Annotated in this window: 19 protein-coding genes; 8 read left to right on the forward strand and 11 right to left on the reverse strand. The window is 40.4% G+C overall.

The window, feature by feature from the left end; genetic code table 11:
• Nucleotides 1–626: transposase (locus tag Q0590_RS34520; protein ID WP_495560968.1), on the forward strand; the 626-nt coding region annotated here is incomplete at its 5' end.
• 136 nt (nt 627–762) lie between these two features.
• The gene (locus Q0590_RS34525) at nt 763–1,113 is read left to right on the forward strand and encodes a transposase (protein WP_302042238.1); all 351 of its coding nucleotides are present in this window, start codon (nt 763–765) and stop codon (nt 1,111–1,113) included.
• Nucleotides 1,114–1,158: 45 nt separating this feature from the next.
• Here Q0590_RS34525 and Q0590_RS34530 read toward each other — a convergent pair whose 3' ends face one another.
• The 3 genes from Q0590_RS34530 to Q0590_RS34540 form a co-directional block, all read right to left on the reverse strand.
• The gene (locus Q0590_RS34530) at nt 1,159–1,488 is read right to left on the reverse strand and encodes a hypothetical protein (protein ID WP_302042239.1); all 330 of its coding nucleotides are present in this window, start codon (nt 1,486–1,488) and stop codon (nt 1,159–1,161) included.
• 68 nt (nt 1,489–1,556) lie between these two features.
• On the reverse strand, nt 1,557–2,345 hold the full coding sequence (locus Q0590_RS34535) for an RpnC/YadD family protein (protein ID WP_302042240.1): 789 nt from the start codon (nt 2,343–2,345) through the stop codon (nt 1,557–1,559).
• 432 nt (nt 2,346–2,777) lie between these two features.
• Nucleotides 2,778–3,200 (reverse strand): hypothetical protein, encoded by a 423-nt coding sequence (locus tag Q0590_RS34540; RefSeq protein ID WP_302042241.1) that lies wholly within the window; start codon nt 3,198–3,200, stop codon nt 2,778–2,780.
• Between the two features lie 1,072 nt (nt 3,201–4,272).
• Here Q0590_RS34540 and Q0590_RS34545 point away from each other — a divergent pair.
• The gene (locus Q0590_RS34545) at nt 4,273–4,944 is read left to right on the forward strand and encodes an ATP-binding cassette domain-containing protein (RefSeq protein ID WP_302042242.1); all 672 of its coding nucleotides are present in this window, start codon (nt 4,273–4,275) and stop codon (nt 4,942–4,944) included.
• Nucleotides 4,945–5,061: 117 nt separating this feature from the next.
• Here the strand turns inward: Q0590_RS34545 and Q0590_RS34550 are convergent, their stop codons facing one another.
• From Q0590_RS34550 to Q0590_RS34560, 3 genes are all read right to left on the reverse strand, one after another.
• Nucleotides 5,062–5,754 (reverse strand): transposase, encoded by a 693-nt coding sequence (locus Q0590_RS34550; RefSeq protein ID WP_302042243.1) that lies wholly within the window; start codon nt 5,752–5,754, stop codon nt 5,062–5,064.
• 45 nt (nt 5,755–5,799) lie between these two features.
• Nucleotides 5,800–6,117 (reverse strand): hypothetical protein, encoded by a 318-nt coding sequence (locus tag Q0590_RS34555; RefSeq protein WP_302042244.1) that lies wholly within the window; start codon nt 6,115–6,117, stop codon nt 5,800–5,802.
• Between the two features lie 158 nt (nt 6,118–6,275).
• The gene (locus Q0590_RS34560; protein WP_302042245.1) at nt 6,276–6,557 is read right to left on the reverse strand and encodes a transposase; all 282 of its coding nucleotides are present in this window, start codon (nt 6,555–6,557) and stop codon (nt 6,276–6,278) included.
• Between the two features lie 274 nt (nt 6,558–6,831).
• On the opposite strand from Q0590_RS34560, the gene Q0590_RS34565 reads away from it, so the two are divergent.
• Nucleotides 6,832–7,290: a PRC-barrel domain-containing protein gene (locus Q0590_RS34565; protein WP_302042246.1), complete on the forward strand. Its 459-nt coding sequence runs from the start codon at nt 6,832–6,834 to the stop codon at nt 7,288–7,290.
• A 278-nt stretch (nt 7,291–7,568) separates the two neighbouring features.
• Here the strand turns inward: Q0590_RS34565 and Q0590_RS34570 are convergent, their stop codons facing one another.
• From Q0590_RS34570 to Q0590_RS34580, 3 genes are all read right to left on the reverse strand, one after another.
• Nucleotides 7,569–7,814, reverse strand: coding sequence for a hypothetical protein (locus tag Q0590_RS34570; protein ID WP_302042247.1), 246 nt, complete (start codon nt 7,812–7,814; stop codon nt 7,569–7,571).
• A 351-nt stretch (nt 7,815–8,165) separates the two neighbouring features.
• Nucleotides 8,166–10,571 (reverse strand): ABC transporter permease, encoded by a 2,406-nt coding sequence (locus Q0590_RS34575; RefSeq protein ID WP_302042248.1) that lies wholly within the window; start codon nt 10,569–10,571, stop codon nt 8,166–8,168.
• Between the two features lie 418 nt (nt 10,572–10,989).
• Complete coding sequence (locus tag Q0590_RS34580) at nt 10,990–11,961, reverse strand: phosphotransferase enzyme family protein (protein WP_302042249.1); 972 nt, start codon at nt 11,959–11,961, stop codon at nt 10,990–10,992.
• Nucleotides 11,962–12,405: 444 nt separating this feature from the next.
• On the opposite strand from Q0590_RS34580, the gene Q0590_RS34585 reads away from it, so the two are divergent.
• From Q0590_RS34585 to Q0590_RS34600, 4 genes are all read left to right on the forward strand, one after another.
• Nucleotides 12,406–12,975 (forward strand): RNA polymerase sigma-70 factor, encoded by a 570-nt coding sequence (locus tag Q0590_RS34585; protein ID WP_302042250.1) that lies wholly within the window; start codon nt 12,406–12,408, stop codon nt 12,973–12,975.
• Between the two features lie 61 nt (nt 12,976–13,036).
• On the forward strand, nt 13,037–14,059 hold the full coding sequence (locus Q0590_RS34590; protein WP_302042251.1) for a FecR family protein: 1,023 nt from the start codon (nt 13,037–13,039) through the stop codon (nt 14,057–14,059).
• A 31-nt stretch (nt 14,060–14,090) separates the two neighbouring features.
• Nucleotides 14,091–16,760 carry a TonB-dependent receptor gene (locus Q0590_RS34595; protein ID WP_302042252.1) on the forward strand — a complete coding sequence of 890 codons (2,670 nt, stop codon included), beginning with the start codon at nt 14,091–14,093 and terminating at the stop codon, nt 16,758–16,760.
• A gap of 1 nt (nt 16,761) precedes the next feature.
• Complete coding sequence (locus Q0590_RS34600; protein WP_302042253.1) at nt 16,762–17,682, forward strand: DUF4249 family protein; 921 nt, start codon at nt 16,762–16,764, stop codon at nt 17,680–17,682.
• A 299-nt stretch (nt 17,683–17,981) separates the two neighbouring features.
• On the opposite strand, the gene Q0590_RS34605 is transcribed toward Q0590_RS34600, so the two are convergent.
• Together Q0590_RS34605 and Q0590_RS34610 are read right to left on the reverse strand one after the other, a co-directional pair.
• On the reverse strand, nt 17,982–18,356 hold the full coding sequence (locus Q0590_RS34605) for a hypothetical protein (RefSeq protein ID WP_302042254.1): 375 nt from the start codon (nt 18,354–18,356) through the stop codon (nt 17,982–17,984).
• A gap of 183 nt (nt 18,357–18,539) precedes the next feature.
• On the reverse strand, nt 18,540–18,971 hold the full coding sequence (locus Q0590_RS34610; protein WP_302042255.1) for a transposase: 432 nt from the start codon (nt 18,969–18,971) through the stop codon (nt 18,540–18,542).
• Between the last annotated feature and the right edge of the window lie 82 nt (nt 18,972–19,053).

Below are 19,053 nucleotides of genomic sequence, written 5' to 3' on the forward strand. Positions count from 1 at the left end.
AGTGGCCATACCCACTTGACCATTCTCGGTCAATAGTGGATGCTGCTTTTGTCGAAGCCAACGCATCGACAGATAGTATGAAGCGAAAAGCCATACTAGAATGGCAACTAGACAAGGGGGAAGCTAAACAAATCACGGCTGCTGATCTTTTCGGGCAAGCTTCTTCTTTCACTGCCTTGGAAAAGAGGGCTAAACCTAAAAGCTGTCCAAGAAATAACCGTACTCATATCAGTATGAGCGATGTTGATGCCAAGCTCACTCAAAAGGCAGGTAAAGTTTCCCGGCTGTATTACCTATCTACAATGGCAGTAGATAGCTACCATCATGTCATTACCCATCTACAGGCAGACCTGGCAGACGAAAAAGATTCCCGCCATTTGATGGCAATCGTTGACAAGCTATCAATTAAGCTTAAGCTGTATGGATTACCTTTTCAATACTTATTAGCCGATGCAGGCTTTAGTTCCGGGGAAAACTATGCTTCATTGGAGGCACGTCAAATCAAAGGCTTCATTCCTCTGCATGGCAGTTACCATCCCTTAAGGGAAGGATTTAGCTATGATATCACAGAAAATGCCTATTATGCCGTAACAAAAAGTTGCTTTACTACCATGGCATCAAAATGAACAAAGGCTTTGCTAACCATTACTATCATGCTCGGGTGAAGGATTGTAAAGCGTGTCCTTTCAAAAAGGACTGCTGTGGTAATAAAAGGCGACAAAGCTTAATGTTTAGTGTCTACCGCCGCTATCATTGGACCTGATGCTCCGCATCATCGGTCCATTACGAATGCAGGAACGGGTAGATAGCCAAGAAGGCAAGAGAATGAAAGGGCAAAGAATGGCTACGGTAGAACCTGTATTTGGGAGTTTACTCAACTATTATGGTATGAAGAGAGCCAATGCCAAAGGAAAACAAGCCGCTCATAAGTTTATGCTGAACCTGCTACGAGTGTGCATCGGCTTCGGTCTGCTACCGCTTACAACCTGCAGAAACTGCTCTCTTGCGCTAGTCATCCTAGATTCAATGTTCAAATCCTTACTCAAAAGCAAATTCATATCCTTTATTGTGTGCTCCGCTACGTTGTGCAATAGCCAGGGGGAGTTATTTTAACTCTATAGAACTAATAGGTTAATAAAAAAACAGTAAGGGAGGCCCTTACTGTTTTTTTATCTTTTTGTATTTCTTTACAATTTCCCGGATATGTTTGGCCATTCCTGCACTTTCCTTGTTTTCACCGGTCTCAATATATCTAGCCACAGGAGAGCTACATTTGATGCAATCCCCTTTTAGAATAATATCTTCTAAATCATTTAAGAAGAAGCGGTAGTTAGTAATAGTAGTTAAAGATGGATTACAGTTTCGGCAGAAACAATTTTCTATGTATTTATTCAAAAAATGAATATTTTCACCCATGATTAATTCCACATCCTCAAGCGTAATTTCTATCTCTTTCCTGCTCATACTATTATTAGAATAATTTTCCACTCAGGTAGTTTCTCCCTGGCGGTGAAAAGCTAGACTGCTTGGCAGAACTATGGAGTTGTAAAGGACCTTTACTTTTTTAACTCTTTGGCCACATGCTTGACATACTCTACCGAAACTTCTGCTATTTGGGCAATCTTTTCTATACTTAAGGTCTTATCCTTGAGCATCTTGATTATCATGCCTTTTTCTCTCTCCTTTTGTCCTTCTTGATAAAGATAATCTTCTGTAATATTATAGGTAAGTCCCATGTCTGTAATCTGTTTTTGTGTTTCTTTAGTTAAATTACGCAATCTGGCTAAAATTGACAATTGCCTGATATATTTTCGTAACACAATTTCCTCTCCACTAATTTCTTTGAGCTTGCCCAATATAGCTTGCAATACTTCTACCGGCTTTTTATTCCCAAAATCACTCAAGATGGCAAGTATGATTTCTTCCGGCACTTGAGAGGCCAACAGATGTTGATAGGAGTAATCGCGAAGACTTTTTAAAGTAAACCCTTCGAATATTTCATCAGGGGCCAACTGCGTCTGCATTTTAGAGGCTTTCTGCCCTAAGTAAATAACAAACTGTTTAATTGATAGGCCATATTTCTTTCTCAGGATACCATAATACTCTTGCATGCGATAGATCATGCCTTCCTCATCTACACTCTGAAACTCTAAATGTAAAATAAATCTTTCATTAGTATCAGTTTCTACAATGCGAATGAAGTCAGGTTCTTTCTCAATAGTGGTTTGTAGCTTGTCCTTTAATTCTTCACTTCTCTTAATTCGGATGTTGAGGTATTTCTCTGTGAGGGGCAAAAATACTGAAGCGATGTTTTCTTTGAGTATTTTATCGTAATCGTTAGCCAAGGTATCAGTCAGTTTGTAGAGCCAAGATACTACTTTTCATGATTATTATAGATACCGCTACTCCATAAAGCATGCTTAGTAAATTCTTTTCACAAATGATATAAAAAAAGAATTGAGTTAAAAAATTTCCCCTTTTTAATTTACTGTTAACATACACCTCTCTCGGCATCACACCCTACTTTTCTTCCATACTACTCTCTTAAAAACAGCAGGTTTGACACAATTGATGCTAGGGCATAGACCAAAAGATTAACGCTTTACATTCTTAATGAGGAGTTGAATTAACTGCCCTTTCAAGCTTCCAGATCAGAGTCAGCTTTCATGTACCCTTGAGCAGCCCTGTGTAGAATGAAAATCTGAGCAAATTCCCTTAAAAAGCAAAAGCCGACCCTTGTGCAGAGTCGGCTTCCTAGGCAATGAACTATCTACACGTTATTTCTTTACCGCTATTTTGCTTGCCGAAGCTTTGGGTTTAGCAATCTTTGCTACCTCTTTCTTGGCAGGAGCTGTTTGCTTACTAGCACTCGGTGCTTGTTTGCCTACAGTTGCCTGCTTGTGGACAGAAGCTGTTTGCTTTGTAACAGGAGTAGTTACTGGCTTAGCTTTAGCCGTTGCAACCGTCTTCTTTACAGCAGACGCTGGCTTGCTAGTAGGTGTGGTTGCTTGTTTAGCCACAGCAGGCTTTGGAGCCGTAGCCTTACTTACAGTAACCTTTTTTGTAGGGGTAGAAGCAAGCTGAGCAGTCACAGCTTTCTTAACTGTGGTAGCTACTTTAGGAGCAGTAGTTTTCTTACTAGCCACGGCCTGCTTTGGTGACGGAGATACTTTTTTACTTGTTGTCTTTACAGTTGTCATGGGTTTACTATTAGCTCTCTGTTGGAGAGTGGATGATGTATGAGGCAAGCTAAAAAATGTAAGTAATTGACAATGTGTAATCTGCGATAAAAAATTACATGTTTTTATTTTCTTTTCGACCTTCCAAGTGACTCATTGCTAATTACTTATTAGCCTATGCTTAAACCTCATTACACGATTTGAGTGTCAATATGCTTAAATTTGCGTAAGTATTATAGCTAGTACAAGGGGAAAGCATAAGGCTGAAAAAGAAAGGGTTTGACATAGAGAGGATAGGATAGAGAGAAGACCTTACATAAAATGGAGATGTTGAGGATAAAATGTTTCCTGTTTCTAGGCCCCTACGGAGGTATTAGATCATATTGACAGGGTTGCGCACTAGTTAAATGTGAATTAAAACTACCTATAAGGATGATTACGGCATTTCCCCCTTTTAGGTAACGCATCAACAGCAAGAGTAAAACTACAAGCTTTTAATGCTTCAATGCCATAAATAATCATTGCCCCTTTTCCCCTGTTCTTTTCTTATAGCTATTGGAATATCAAAGGTGAATTATTCAAGGAGAAGACCTACACTTAGCCTGACAGGAATAATATCTGAGATCTACCTATCAGGGGACTTGCACACTTTGGAGAATAATAGTATCTTTCTTAAAGTAAGTATCCTGTCTTGAGGGGTTCACACACCACATAAGCTCCATCCTTAGCACTCCAGCACAGAGCTACACGAAGAGCTACCGGTTTGCAGGTAGGTTTGGGTTATTAGGTGAAATACAAGAAAAGATCCAAGAATGAGAATGCTATTTAATTTTTATAAGGATGTACATCGATTCAATTTTCCATTCTCCACACTTTTGGGATTCTTGGGAATATTTATTGGAGAAAATTCTGTAGATGGCTTTTTTTCTTATTTTTTCTTAACACTGCTGACCGGAGGTTTTGTGCTTTCCTTATTTTTCTACCATTTACTATATGCTAACCAGTATTACTTCTATTATAATCGTGGATTATCCAAACTAAAGTTGATATTAATTTCATTTGGTGTGAATCTATTTTTATTCTTTATTTATAAATGCCTGAGTTTATTTTAGAAGCCGATAGTATTATCTATACGATTGGTACAAAAAGCCTGTTAAACGATATTTATCTCAAATGTCAAACAGGTGAGGTAGTCGGCTTATTGGGCAGCAATGGAAGTGGTAAATCCACTTTGTTAAAAATTATTTTTGGTTCATTGCCTACTGATCATAAACATATACGCATCAATGGCCAGGTTTATAATCAACCTTTTACACATGACTTGATTGGATACTTATCTCAAGATTCTTTTCTGCCTTCCAATCTTTCCTTAACAACCATAATAGATATATTTATTCCTTCAACAGAGAAAAGAAGTCGTGTGAGAGATCATCAAAGAATCAAGCTTCATTTGAAAAAGAGGGTAACTCAGTTATCAGGGGGTGAATTACGGTATTTTGAACTTTTATTGCTGCTTAACTTAAATACTCCCTTTGTGTTACTGGATGAGCCCTTTTCAGGAATAGAGCCAATTTTTAAAGAACAGATTAAGCAGTTAGTCAAGGAGTACAGCAGAGAAAAAGGAATAATAATCACAGACCATGATTACAGGCAAATCATTGAGGTAAGTGACCGGACTATTCTTTTAATCAATGGGGCTTGTAAGCCTATTAAAAATGTAAGTGAATTAGAAGACTATAATTATATCCCTTCAGGAAAAAGGTAAAAGGTGAGCTTTTTCTATAGGTTGACAAAAACCTCTTTTGAATTGTAGCAGAAAGAGAAGATCAAAGGGCAGAAAAATGGCTGACTTAGAAGTTACAAGCTGTATTCTTCCCCATTCTTACTTTGGTTGAGTTTCAGCAAAGGGGCGTGGGTGTTGCACAAGGCAAAAGAAGATAAAATAGAGGACAAGTAGTTGCTGAATAGGAAGGCTTTGAATCTTATTTTTTGGTTGATGTATAGGAGTGAGCAGTTTTTGTAAGTTGTAGGCACAAGCCGTCATGAGCATCATTTTGTGAGCCGCTTGTTTACCTTTGGTATTTGCTCTTTTCATGCCATAATAGTTGAGTAAACTACCAAAAACAGGTTCTACGGTAGCCATCCTTCTTCTTTTCATGCTTTTACCTTCTTTACTTTCTATGCGCTCTTTCATACGCTGATGATAGTGGCGGTAGGCACTGAAAGTGAGGCTTTGCCTCCTTTTATTGCCACAACATGCTTTTTTAAAAGGACATATACTACAATCTTTTACTCTGGCATGATAGTAATGAGTAGCAAAGCCTTTTTCCATTCTTATCCCGTGATTATACAAGAATTTCCCATTGCGGCATACATATACATCTCTTTCAGGATCGTAATTAAAGCCTTCCCTTAAGGGATGATAACTACCCGGTAAAGAAATAAAGCCTTCAATATTAGCTGCTTCTAAATACGCATAGTTCTCTCCTGAACCAAATCCTCTATCAGCCAATAAGATTTTAATTGGCAGATCATATTGTTTAAGTTTTGCTGATAGCTTTTCTGCTATTTCCATCAAATGTTTTGAATCACGTTCATCGATGAATCATGACTGATTCATTCAGTCTGCCTGTATATGTGTGATTACATGATGATAATTATCTACAGCTATGGTAGATAAATAATATAAGCGTGTAGGTTTACCAGGCTTATGATTGATGCGTGCATCCGCATCTGTTAGGCTTTGATGGGTCGCATTGTTTCTTCCCTTCTTTACCGGCTTTACTGTTCTTTCTAAGGCAGTAAAAGAGAATTTTATCCCTGCAAGATCAGCAGGATCGATCTGTTTAGCCTCCCCCTTGTCTAGTTGCCAGGCTAGTATAGCTTTCCGTTTAAAAGTATCCAGTGAAGCATTGGCCTCGACAAAAGCAGCATCCACTATTGACCGAGAATGGTCAAGTGGGTATGGCCACTGACCATTCCTTTCTCAATACATTGTGAAAGGATAGTCTGAAAACATGCTTCAAACACTGAAGTTGGTAGTCGCTTGCGTGTACGAGATAGAGTGCTATGGAAAGGTAGTCTTTCTCCGAGATTTTAATCTAAGAAGTGAAGAATATCTAGCCGCAGCTGACTCTTTTTGATAAGGGCCCGCTCGGAACACAGGTTTTCAAAATGTGCTACTAACTGCAGCTTGAAAAATACCACTGGATCTACTGACTTCTGCCCACACTTGCCATAAAAAGGAGCTACTGCCTGATAGAGGAAGTCTAACTTGAGCAACTGCTTGATTTGGCGATAGAAGTTGTTCTTAGGAACATAGGTTTCCACTATCAGTGAAGGGCAAGTTTTATTGAACTCTTTTCTTTTGCCTACCATTCCTGAATTTACCAATCAGAAGTCAAAACCAAAAGTAAGAGTTGTGCAACACCCAGGGGCTATTCTTTTAACTTTTCCCTTGTGATAACTGAACGATTGTTAGCTAAACTGATAAAGCATATACCTACTTTTGAATTTCTGTCTGAACATTAGGCTGCCTTGCAATTGACTAATCCTATAAAAACAGCTACCATCTACTTTTTTGATAACAATTAGGGCAGTAAGAGAGTATAACAAACTATTCTACTCATACTTATTACTAAATTACCTGTATATGCATACTCCTACATTATCACAAGGGGCCAGATTAACGGCTGTTAAATTAAAGGATCGCTCAGGAGAAGAAATAGGAAAAGTGATCGAATGGCTCATGGATGTAGAGCAAGGAAAGGTCATCTATGTGGTTGCCAAGTTTAACGATGCTGACACTTATTATGCGATTCCTTGGGCTTTGATGAAAGCAGATCTGCAAAAAGGGGGCTATTTTGTAGATCAAGACCAAGTCAAAGAGCACAACCTGCAAATTGACCACGATTCAGTAAGTGACCTAGTGCTTGACAAAGAATTCCTTAACCGGATTTATGACAGCTATCAACTTGCCAAGTACTGGGAGCAAAACCAGACAATGCCCGCTAATCCATCTTCTGCAATCAATCTTGATTCTGCGGGAAGCCAAGCAGATACTAATTCAACGAATACGCAGGAAAGTGAAGGAAAAGGATATGGAGGCTGATCAAGAAGAGTTTGAACATGGACGTAAAATCTAAGCATTACCCTGTCGAAGCAACACAGTACTAGAGTAAGCTTCAACTTTTGGTGATGGGTAAACGGTAGTTTGCCAAAAAAGTGGATAGTAAGGAAAGTACTAATGTTCTGATCATTAGAGCTATACTTACTCTAATAGGGACTATTCACCTACTTAAAAATCAGGGCACAGGTCTTTAGAATCGGTCCTAGATCGGATTTCTTTTAGTTGCCAGTATAGTATACTAACCAGCCTAACCATTCAGCTTAGCAGTAATCCAGCTTTTCTTTCCATTGCATAATAAGCTCAAAGGAATTGTTTGACTTTACATAATCCATAAACCCATAGGTGAGCCCTTTGATGCCAATCAGTTCTTGTAAAGCTTGCTTTTCCACTTCTGTTGGATTAGCTGGCAAGAAGAGTACCATTTCTTCCACTTCATAGAGTTTATCAAAAGTAGCTATGTCCTTGATACCATAAGTGGCGCAGAAGCTAAGCAGGAGCGGGCTCATGAAAACAGATTGTCATTGGTGATACTGTACTAAACTCCTAGTGCCTTTTTTTGTTATAGGAAATAAATAAAGTTTACACTACCTACTCTAAATACACCAATAATCCATTGTTCAATCAAATGGTACCAAAACTCATGTTTAAATTAACATCCCCCTTTCGAGTAACTCATTAAAACAGAGCTAGAGGGTAAACATGCCCATTTAATAAATCATTGCTTTAAATGAACCATCCTTTGCCCCTGTACTTTCGTATGGATATTCAAATACTAAAGGCAAACTTTTTTCAACCGATATTAGGAGAAGACCCTTTGATATTTTTGGCAGGATATGTTGCTCCATGCTTCTGCTACCTTATTCCATTTTCAGATGGTCTGCCGGGTTGGCTCTGACAGTTTTGCATACCTGTACACCTACCGTTAGTAAAGTCAGTATCAGTATCAGTACAACGCCAAACAGTAAGGTACCCACTCCTATGTCCACCCGGTACGCATGGCTTTGCAGCCACAGGTTGCTGATGTAATATCCGGCAGCGGTGCCAATCACTATAGAAATCAAAATCAATTGCAAAAAGTTTTTGGATAATAACAGGGCCAGAGAAGTAGCTCCTGCTCCCAGCACTTTGCGGATACTCAGCTCTTTTAACCGTGACTGCGTGCTGTAAATGGCGATACCCAGGAGCCCAAAGCAGGCAATACATACCGACAGCAAACCTGCAAATCCCACCACTTTCATCATAATACTAAATCCTCCATGAGCCGCTGCCAGGGCATCGTCATAAAATTTATATTTAAATGGATGCAGCGCATCCAGATTTTGCCAGCTTATTTCTAGGTCCTTGAGTGTGGATCTTACCTCTTTATCAGACAAGTGAATATTAGCGTAGCGCAGCTCATTGGCCAGATTCCGCAGTGCACCTGGTTGGATAGGCTCACCGGGCCTTCTGATCACAAAATCTTTTACTACCCCTATTATTTGTAGCGGCTTCTCTCCAACACTTATATACTGCCCTACGGCCGACGCTGCACTGCCCAGTTCTAGTTTTTGTACGGCCCTTTCATTGATAATGATAAACTTTTCGTGTTGCAGGGAATCTACACCGGAAAAATTGCGTCCGGCAAGTAACTTCATTTCCATAGCCGGAATGTAATTGGCATCTACCGCTACATAGTCCAGCCAGGTAGCTTCTTCAACCCCCAATCTTTTTACCTCTACGCCCATATTCCAGCCTTGCCCCGGCAAATAAGAAGCGGCTGATATAGCTCTGATATTTCCCTGATGCGCTACCCTCTGGCTAAATAGATTGTATGATTTCCCCTGCAACTCCACATTCAAGACATTTTTGGTCTTGAACCCTAAATCAGCTTCCATGGTGTATTCAAACTGCCGGTAAGCGACTATAGTAAAAATGATACAAATCAGCGACAGGGAAAACTGAACTACCAGCAAAGCCCGCTGCAATCTGAACCTGGAGAAGGTAGACAAAGTAGCCAGGTTTTTGAGCACATGTACCGTCTGAAACCTGGATAATACCAATGAAGGAAACAAACCGGCTACCATTCCCACTAGTATTGTAAAGACCGCAAAAACCCCATAGACTAATAGATTTGCATCCAGGTTGAATAACTTTTGCACGTAGGGGTCCAGGCTGTAAAAAGCAGGTTTGATAAATTGCAGCAGGGTAAGGGCAAAACCAAGAGCAATCAAAGCCATTAGCACGGATTCTGTCAGGAATTGCCAGATAATCTGTGAACGGCCTGCCCCGGCTACTTTCCGGATGCCTACTTCTTTTGCCCGGCTCAACGAACGGGCCACACACAAACTGTTGTAGTTGAAACAAGCAGACACCATTACAATGAAAGCCAACAGGGCAAATAGATACAAGATGCCCCGCCGAAGTACCACACCAGGCTCATTAGCTAATATTTCATGAGTGAGGTTAATGCCTTGTAAGGCTTGTGTATGAAATTTAATATGTGGAAATACGTCTTTTTGAGAGAGTTCCTTACGGCTGATTTCATCTAGTATATTTTGCAAGGAGGATACCGGCTGCTTCTCTTTCAATAAAACGTATACATAATAATTACTTAGATTCAGCCAGGCAGAAAATGATTGATCGTTGTTTGCTTTGGCCAAACTAGTAAGCGTATTTATAGAAGCCAGCACATCGTATTTGAGGTGGGATTTGTTACCGCTATTTTTCAGCACGCCGCTAATTATAAAATCGCCTGCTTTTTTGCCGTCGTATTCTTCCAGAGTAAGTATTTTTCCTACCGGATTTTGGTTCCGGAAAAAGGTATGGGCCAGTTTCTCACTGATCACAATAGAAAAGGGGTCTTTCAATACATGATTTCTGTTTCCTTCTGCTAACTCTATACTGAACACATCCAGAAACTCAGGACCGGCATAGAAGCCGGAAAGGTCCATATCTTTACCATTATGTAAAGCCCTATAATCCAGATTACGGAAAAGTGCCACTTTCTCCCCTCCGGGATACTCCGACCGTAAGCGTTCGGCCAGGGGAGCCGGTGCAGCGGCCAGTTTCCCGGTACTATTATCAGCCCAGGTTTGCTGAGAGGTAATGCGGTACACCCGGTCTTTATTCGGGTTATAGCTGTCATAGCTCAGCTGATCCACTACCATGAGAATAATCAACAGGCAGACGGATATTCCCAGAGATAAACCCAGAATGTTGATAAAGGAAAAAAGTTTATGCCTGAGAATATTCCGGTAGGCAATGGTCAGGTAATTGCGTAACATAGGTTTAGTAGGGAATAATGGGAATGAACATACAAGGCTTACTATTCTCTTCTTTCTGGTTTCTAGAATGATGCCAGTAGCTACTTATTCTGTCAGTCAGATGATTATAAAATTAACTTTTCTTTCTTTCCCTCCAAATGTATCAACTTGAAACAGCTGACCGTTTCAAGTTGATACAATGCTTTTTTATTCAACTATATATTTAAAGAAAGGGGCAGTTAATTTAATTCCTCTTTTCTTAAAACTTCAGATATGGGTAAGAGGGGAAAAGTATATTCTTCAAAGCTTTCAGCAGAAATTTTCTTTCCCCTTTTGCTTTACTGCAAATTTCTACTTCGGGCTAACGCACTTTTCATCTTCTTCAGTGTTCATAAAACAGAGGCCTGACAAACACTGGCGTTTCTCTAATTGTTTAAATCTATGAACGCTTTGCCTCCTGTTCAATATCTGAAATTTTAGCCCCTATCTCCTGTGGAAACCATAAGGGATTTTTGATGCCATCCGCATTTTTGCACCTGGCTCCTAAATGAAACAGCCTCATAAGCACTGTGAAGCAAGGCACTAAGTCCAGTTCTAATGGAGATATGGGCAGCAGTTGGTTGTAGCCTTCTAAAAAGGAAGAAATATTTTCTTGGTTAGCTCTTTCGTAAAAGCAGAAGCTGCCTAGATCATACAGCAGAAAGCCATAGCCGCTAAAATCAAAGTCATACATAGTCACCTGATTAGTGGAGGGGTCTAGGAATATATTTTCGTAATGTGGATCGCCATGACAAATCCCCATTTTCAGTTTTTTAACTACGGTAGGTGTCAATTTCCTGTTGAGTATCTTATGAATGCCGTCAAGTTTGTCATGAGCTTCTAGATAAGCAGGCAATACCGTTTGAATAGCCTGCAGCGTGCCATCCAAAATACTATTTAGCTGATAATCTCTTTGCAAATGTTGAATATGCTTATTAGCGGTGATTAGGTGCATTTGCGCCATAAACCTGCCGAACACCAAAGCTTGTGAAGGGTTAAGGAATGATAATTTTTCTCCCTGAGCATAAGAGAACAGCACCGCATAGCGTTCTCCTTCCGGACTGCTTATTTTCTGGATAAATCGCTCCTTCAGGTCAGCAATCGGATACGATACAGATAGGCCTTGTGCCTTTAACCATACGAGTAGTTGTAGTTCAGCTTCCACCTGCTCAAATGTTTTCCATCCGGCTCTATAAATCCTTAAGATACACTTTGAGCTAGTGCCTTGGATGAGATAAGTATCGTGCATACCTTGATACAAAAACACTACCTTTGAATCCATTGGAAGCAAATACAAAGGGAGTAAGACCTCTTGCAGGGCTTGCGAGGAGATCAACGAATAGGTTACTGGGAAGACCAAAGCCTGGCTCATACGCATAATTGGGTAAATAACTGTTCTAAGTTATCAATTCTTCGGCTTGTGCTCAGTCTTTAGAATAGATCAATTTACTAAGCTTACCATAGTAGTACAATAGAAATGATAGTTAGGGTAAGTGTGTAACTCTTATAGCATTTTAAAGTGAGTGGAATTATTTATTTAGCCTCATGAGATCTTCTGTGACCGATGGTCTAACAAAGTGGTAAATCTAGTGTAAGATTTAGAGGATCATGTAGGCAATATTCCCGGTTTCAAGAAAGGGGCGAAAGTTGTAACTAGATAAGAATTCCACAGCGTCTTAAAATAGCTAACCCCAAATTAGCTAACCTCTTCTTATCTCGATCATAGAATTACCCCTATTATCTTTTTAAACTTGATAAGGGGCAAAATTTTATTAATTTGCTAACAGGATAAATTAAAAGCAAATCAATCCAGCTATTGAAAGAAGAGGAAAAAGCGTTAATCAGCCGTATCAAAGCAGGGGAAGAGCAAGCTTTTGAGTATATATTTTATGCTTATTATCCTACCCTCTGCCATTATGCTCAGAAGCTGTTAGGGGATATAGATCAAGCAAGGGAACTCGCTCAGGATATCTTTGTCAAACTTTATGAAAAGCGGCAGCAACTCATTATTACTACTTCTATCAAATCTTACCTTTTCAAAGCTGTCCATAATAGTTGCCTCAATTACCTTAAGCAACTACACCTACATAACCGCCATCACGCATACTTAGCTTATCCTATGGCAGAATCAACTGATATGGATGCCATGCTTGAGGCCGAACTGGAAGAAAGATTAGCACGGGCTATATCAAAGCTTCCAGGCCAATGCCAAAAGATTTTTACTATGAACCGTTTTGAAGGAAAAACAAACAAAGAAATTGCTCATGAACTAGACATCTCTATCCGCACGGTAGAAACTCAGATTAGCAAAGCCCTCCATATTTTACGCACAGAGCTAGCTGATTTGTTAACCATCCTTTTACCCCTTTCTTTCCTGTTTATATAAAATTTTTCATTTCCGCGTACGTGTATTAGCCGGGTTATTTGTCATAGCTACAAACACACCTATGGACAATCATTCCAATAGAGATATACCTCAGGAGTTGCTTAGTAGATTTCTTTCCGGAGATGCCTTACCAGAGGAACGTGAGCAGGTGCAGGCATGGATAGAGGCTAATGAGCAAAACAGCGCACTTTTTGAGCAATTCGCTCTGCTTTGGCAGAAAAGTGCAAAGCTCAAAGAGGCAAGCTTCATTGATACCACCAAGGACTGGCAAGGAGTAAAAGCAAGAATCAAGGCTGAGAAAGCAAAACAAGTGATCCACTCCAAAGCAAAAGAAAAACCTTTACGCTACCAGGTAATCAAAATTGCAGCCATTCTTATTCTAACCATCTGTTTGGGATGGTTGACCTATAGCCTCTCTGAGAAAGTTTTTGCAGAAAAACAGCTTGTAACCTCGACGCAGAGTCACCCCTTAAAACTCACTTTGCCTGATGGCACAAAGGTATTGCTCAACAAACATTCTTCGATTAGCTATCCTGAAGATTTTGCCGGGCATATAAGAGAAGTTAAGCTTACGGGTGAAGCGTTCTTTGAAGTAGTAAAAAAACCTCAAAAGCCCTTTTTAATTACAACGGGTAATACCCTAACAGAAGTACTAGGAACTTCCTTTAATGTATATGAGCATGGGCAAAAGGTAGTGGTGAGTGTTGTAAGTGGCAGTGTATCTTTTTATGAATCGGTGCATCAAAAGAAATTAACCCTGGTAGCTGGCCAACAAGCAGACTATCTCAACGGCACGCTACATAAAGCAACCATTCAAAATCCAAATTTTCTTTCCTGGAGAACAGGCGTGTTAACCTTCCAGGATACGCCTTTATCAGTGGTAGTGGATGATATAAACAAGCATTATAATGAACACCTGGTATTGGAAACAACTAAGCTGGCAACCTGCACCCTTACTTCCACCTTTGAAGGGCAAACGTTCGGCCAAGTAGTAGAGGAACTGCAATTAGTGCTACCTATTTCTATTCTTAAAGAAGGTAACAAAACCATTATATCAGGAGAAGGCTGCTCTTCCTCCAAATAAACTTTTTAGATAATCATTGAATGACAAACCTATGCAATGCAAGTTTAAGTTAACCTTACTTCTTTTTTTTGTCTCTTTTTCTATGGTAAACGCACAAGGCTCTATTCTATACAAACACGTATCCTTGGATAGAAGCTTTGATAGCCTAGAGGAGTTACTCACTGAATTGAGCAGAAAGGGAGAATTTACTTTTGCCTATAGCAACGACATTCCGCTAAGCAGGAAGGTTGCCTTAAAAAGCACTTACCAAACAGTAAAAGCGTATCTGGACGAACTATTTCTCAATGAGCCAATAGAGTATATCCTGCGTGAGAAGGAGAATAAAATTATACTGGCCAGAAAAAAAGACCATCCAGCTGTTTTCAACCCTATTAACTGGATAACCATTAGCGGATATGTAAAAGATGCCTCTTCCGGAGAAGCACTTATTGGAGCCACTATTTATGAGCCTCACTCCCGGAAAGGGGTGGTGACCAATACCTATGGCTTCTTCAGTCTGACCCTTGCACCCCGCCAGCTACAGCTTTCTGTCTCTTATGTAGGCTATGAGCCTTCCACTTTTACTATCTCACTCACCAGGGATACTGTACTGAATATTACTCTTTCACAAGCCACTCAGACTTTATCAGAAATAATTGTGAGCGGGGAAACACTTACGGATGAAGCAAGGCTCAGACAAAGCCAAGAGGCGCCGCTAGGGCAAATCAGTATTCCAATTGAGCGATTAAAGAAAATACCGGTCGTGTTTGGAGAGCCAGATCTTCTCAAAGCTTTCTCTATGTTACCAGGCGTAAGTATAGGCTTGGAAGGGAGCTCAGGCCTTTTAGTCCGGGGAGGCTCATCTGACCAGAACTTGATTTTACTCGATGAAGCCCCTGTTTACAACCTTTCCCATCTGTTTGGACTTATTTCAGTCATCAATCCGGATGCTGTTAAGAAAGCGGATTTGTTTAAAGGTGGTTTTCCGGCAAGGTTTGGTGGTAGGCTTTCCTCTATTGTAGATATTACGATGAAAGAAGGAAACAATCAGACAAAAACAGGTGAATGGAGCATAGGCCTGTTGAGCTCTAGATTTCTTATGGAGGGACCTTTGTCTACAAAATTAAAGAACCGTACATCCTATCTTTTTTCAGCCCGAACGTTTTATCTGGGCCTTTTTACCCTACCCAGTTATATTGCTTATAAAGCAGGACGTGGAGATAGGTTTGTCACGTACTTGATGTACGATACGAACATGAAAATTAACCATAAATTTAGTGACGGCAGTCATCTGTTTGTCAGCTTTTATCAGGGCACTGACTTCTACCGGGCAGGTGAAGGAGATGCTAAACAACGATCTGACTTTGGCCTGAGCTGGGGAAACACCACGGCAACGACCCGTTATGTGCGCCCACTTTCGGCTAAAGTTTTCTTCCGCTCCGTGCTGACCTACTCCAAGTACCGCTATGGAATAGATATTGAAAGTTTTAAATCTGAAGATCAAAAGTTTGTAAAAGATAATTTCCTCTCTTCCAGGCCAACTGTCCGGGATTGGACACTGAAAACAGTTATGGACTACTTTCCTTCGGGCAATCACCAGGTAAAGTTGGGTATAGAAGCGACCGCTCACCGCTATCAGCCTTCTTCCATTCGCACTAGTTATGGGCTGGATGAAGAAAAGCTGACTAGCATTAATGCACCCGTTATAGCAAATGAAACGGCTATTTTTGCAGAAGATGAGACAACCATTTTACCTTGGCTGAAAACCAATGTAGGCTTACGAAGTGTAGTGTTTGGGGTAGAAAATAAGAAGTATTTCTCGCTTGAGCCCCGGATTACGGCTAATATCCTTTTACCTGACAATTTTGCTATCAAAGGAGCCTATAGCCAGATGCGTCAGTTTATCCATTTGCTTGTCAACAATGGATTAGGTTTGCCCAATGATATATGGGTACCGGCTACGAGCCAGGTACCCCCACAATATGCCAGGCAGATCGCCCTGGGCATTTCTAAAGCACTGCCTATTGAGCATCTGGAACTAAGCCTGGAAGCCTATCACAAATCCATGACTAACCTGATTGATTATAAAGAAGGAGCCAACTATTTAACCAATTTCAACCAGAGCTGGCAGCAATCTATCGCCAAAAAAGGCATAGGAGAAGCCTATGGAATGGAGCTATTCATCCATAAAACGCAAGGCAGGTTTAACGGATGGGCAGCCTATACACTTGCCTACAACAGGCGCAGGTTTACTGAACTGAATGAAGGAAAATGGTTTTGGGCAAATTTTGACAGAAGGCACACAATTTCTCTGACCGGTTCCTATAGGCTTACACCTAAAATAAATGTATCAGCAAATTGGATTTTGCAAACAGGCTCCCCTGTAACCGTACCGGTAGCAGTTAGAAGTGATTATGAGCGGGGTTTTCCGGTGTTTATTTACCAGGATCGGAATAATTTCCGGATGCCAGCTTATCACCGGCTGGATTTATCTTTCAGCTTTGCCCATACTACCCGGAAAGGTAAGCAAGCGAGCTGGTCAGTAGGAGTGTATAATGCCTATAACCGGGCTAATCCTTTTTATGTGGATATAACTAAACGCATTATACCACAGGATCCTCAACGCTTTGGCTCGAAAATCATAGGTACCAAGAACAGTTTGCAAGTAGGTTCCTTCTTGCCAGTGCTTCCCTTTGTTAGTTATACAAAAAAAATCAAATAAGATGAATAAAGTAATTCGTACGATGTTGGTATTACTGCTTATGCTGATGGGAGCATGTAAAAAAGACTTAGGGGTAGAGCTTCCGTATGAAGGGGAGCGGTTGATTATTTATGGCTTAATTTCAGCAGATAGCGTGGTGTCAGTGAAAATAGATAAAACCGCCTCTCCAACGGGAACCTTTATGTATGGGGAAGGGATAAATGATGCCACGGTAGCGTTTTTTGAAGAAGGGGTGTTTATGGAAAATTTACACCCCCTTGGGAAAGGTATATATCGTTCACCCAGTGGACGTAAACCTCAGGTTGGTAAAGGGTATTCTTTAAGAGTAGAAGCTTTGGGATTTCCAACTGCTGAAACCTCTAATGAAGTTATTCCAAGACAAGTTAGCATAAGCAGCTACATATTTCAGGATACAGTCTCCTCTCTCTTTGTTGGAGAAACCGCCCGAAAGCTTGCCTTTACTTTCGCAGATGAAGAAAAGGAATTGGACTTATATTATGCAAAAATAGAAGGCCAGTATCAAGGCAAGTATGTTGCGTTAAATACGTTCAGACCTGACCGGCCCCTGGAAGCATCCGAAGATATCTGTAGCTTCAAAAGTGAAGACAACCAGTATGTGCTTTCGGATATATGTTTCAATGGGCAATCTTTCACATTTGATATCGGTGTAGCCATGGCTGGAGCGCTTCAGGATAGTACGGATACAGCTAAACGACTGGGTCAAAATGTAGCATGTGACAAGATTTTCCTGCACTTTAGAAAAATCAGTCCTGTATACAGAAATTACCTCTACCGGGCCGGATGGGAGGACGAAGGATTCCTTAAAGCTTTTACTACGCCTATTCGTGAATACACAAATGTGAAAGGTGGGTATGGGCTATGGGCTGCCTATAGTGAGGAAGTGGTAGATATATTGCATTAAGCGAATTCTATATATGGCATCTCTTATTTTAAAAGCAATGTATGCCAAATAAGAAAGTGTAGGTGGATAAATAGGATATTAAGACTAATCGACTCTTAAACTTGCATCATTAATAATCAAGTAAAATAATAGGGGCCAATGCTGAAACTTTATCTATGGGCAAGAGGGGGAAAAGATAATTTTCCCCCTCTTGCCCATTTTTATTGTAACAACTGGAATACTAAGGGGGTAATGAAATGAACCATCTTCTCATTGTCAGGCTTAAAACTTAGTAACTAGCTAGCCTTTGATCTTAGTAGTTAATCTTTCTGCTTAGTCCAGTCAGGGGTATAGAGCTCATGAAAGGCTTCCTTCTTGGCATGCTGTGCGATAAATGTTTCTTTGTCTGCTTGGCTTTCAAAAGTGAGAATAAATTTGGGACCTGTACTATAGAAATACAGTTTGCCTTTGCTCGAATCCATGCCTTTTCGGTAGCTGATACCGGTTTTGTCTAGAAGCTCTTGTGCTTGTGAGAGTTGGATGTCTTTTTTAAACACAGCCACTAGCTCTATTTTCTCATGCTGTTTCATCCTATGATCTGTTTTTAGCTTTGTGTGTCTGGCAATATCTACCCTGGCTTCCAGGTGATAGGTAATACTATTTTGAGTAGGAGTTAGTTCAGCTTCTCTGCTCATCTGGCCAAAGCAAGTAGGGCAGGTGCAAACAAGGAACAAAACAACTATGCCTTTCATATAAATAGATGAGCTAGCTAAGGGCAAAGTGAGTGTCTAAGTAAGGAATCTGTTTACTTTACACGTGACAATTCATTGTAAAGCATAATTGAGTTGATAAATCGCTTTTCCATGTTCGATTCCATCCTACATAATAGGCCATCCAGCAACAAACATACATGTTACTTGAAAGGGGGCTGGGTGTTGCACAACTAAGCGGAGCACAAAATAAAGTATAATGGCCTGCTTTTGAGTAAGGATTTGTACATTGGCTTTAGGACGATCAGTGCAAGAGAGTAGTTTCTGCAGGTTGTAAGCAGTGGCTGCCATGAGCATCATTTTGTGAGCGGCTCCTTTACCTTTTGCATTGCTTCTTTTCATGCCGTAGTAGTTAAGCAGACTGCCAAAAACAGGTTCTACCGTAGCCATCCTTCGACTTTTCATGCTTTTGCCTTCTTTGCTATCTACTCTCTCCTGCATGCGTTGATGATAGTGGCGGTAAACACTAAAAGTTAGACTTTGCCGCCTTTTATTGCCACAGCATGCTTTTTTGAAGGGGCACTCTTTACAATCCTTCACCCTGGCATGGTAGTAATGGTTGCCAACTGTATAAAGTCAGCTAATAGTGGACAGAAGGGGGCAGAAGCGTAAGAGACTTTTT

It is taken from the genome of Rhodocytophaga aerolata (assembly GCF_030503435.1).
Lineage (GTDB): Bacteria > Bacteroidota > Bacteroidia > Cytophagales > 172606-1 > Rhodocytophaga > Rhodocytophaga aerolata.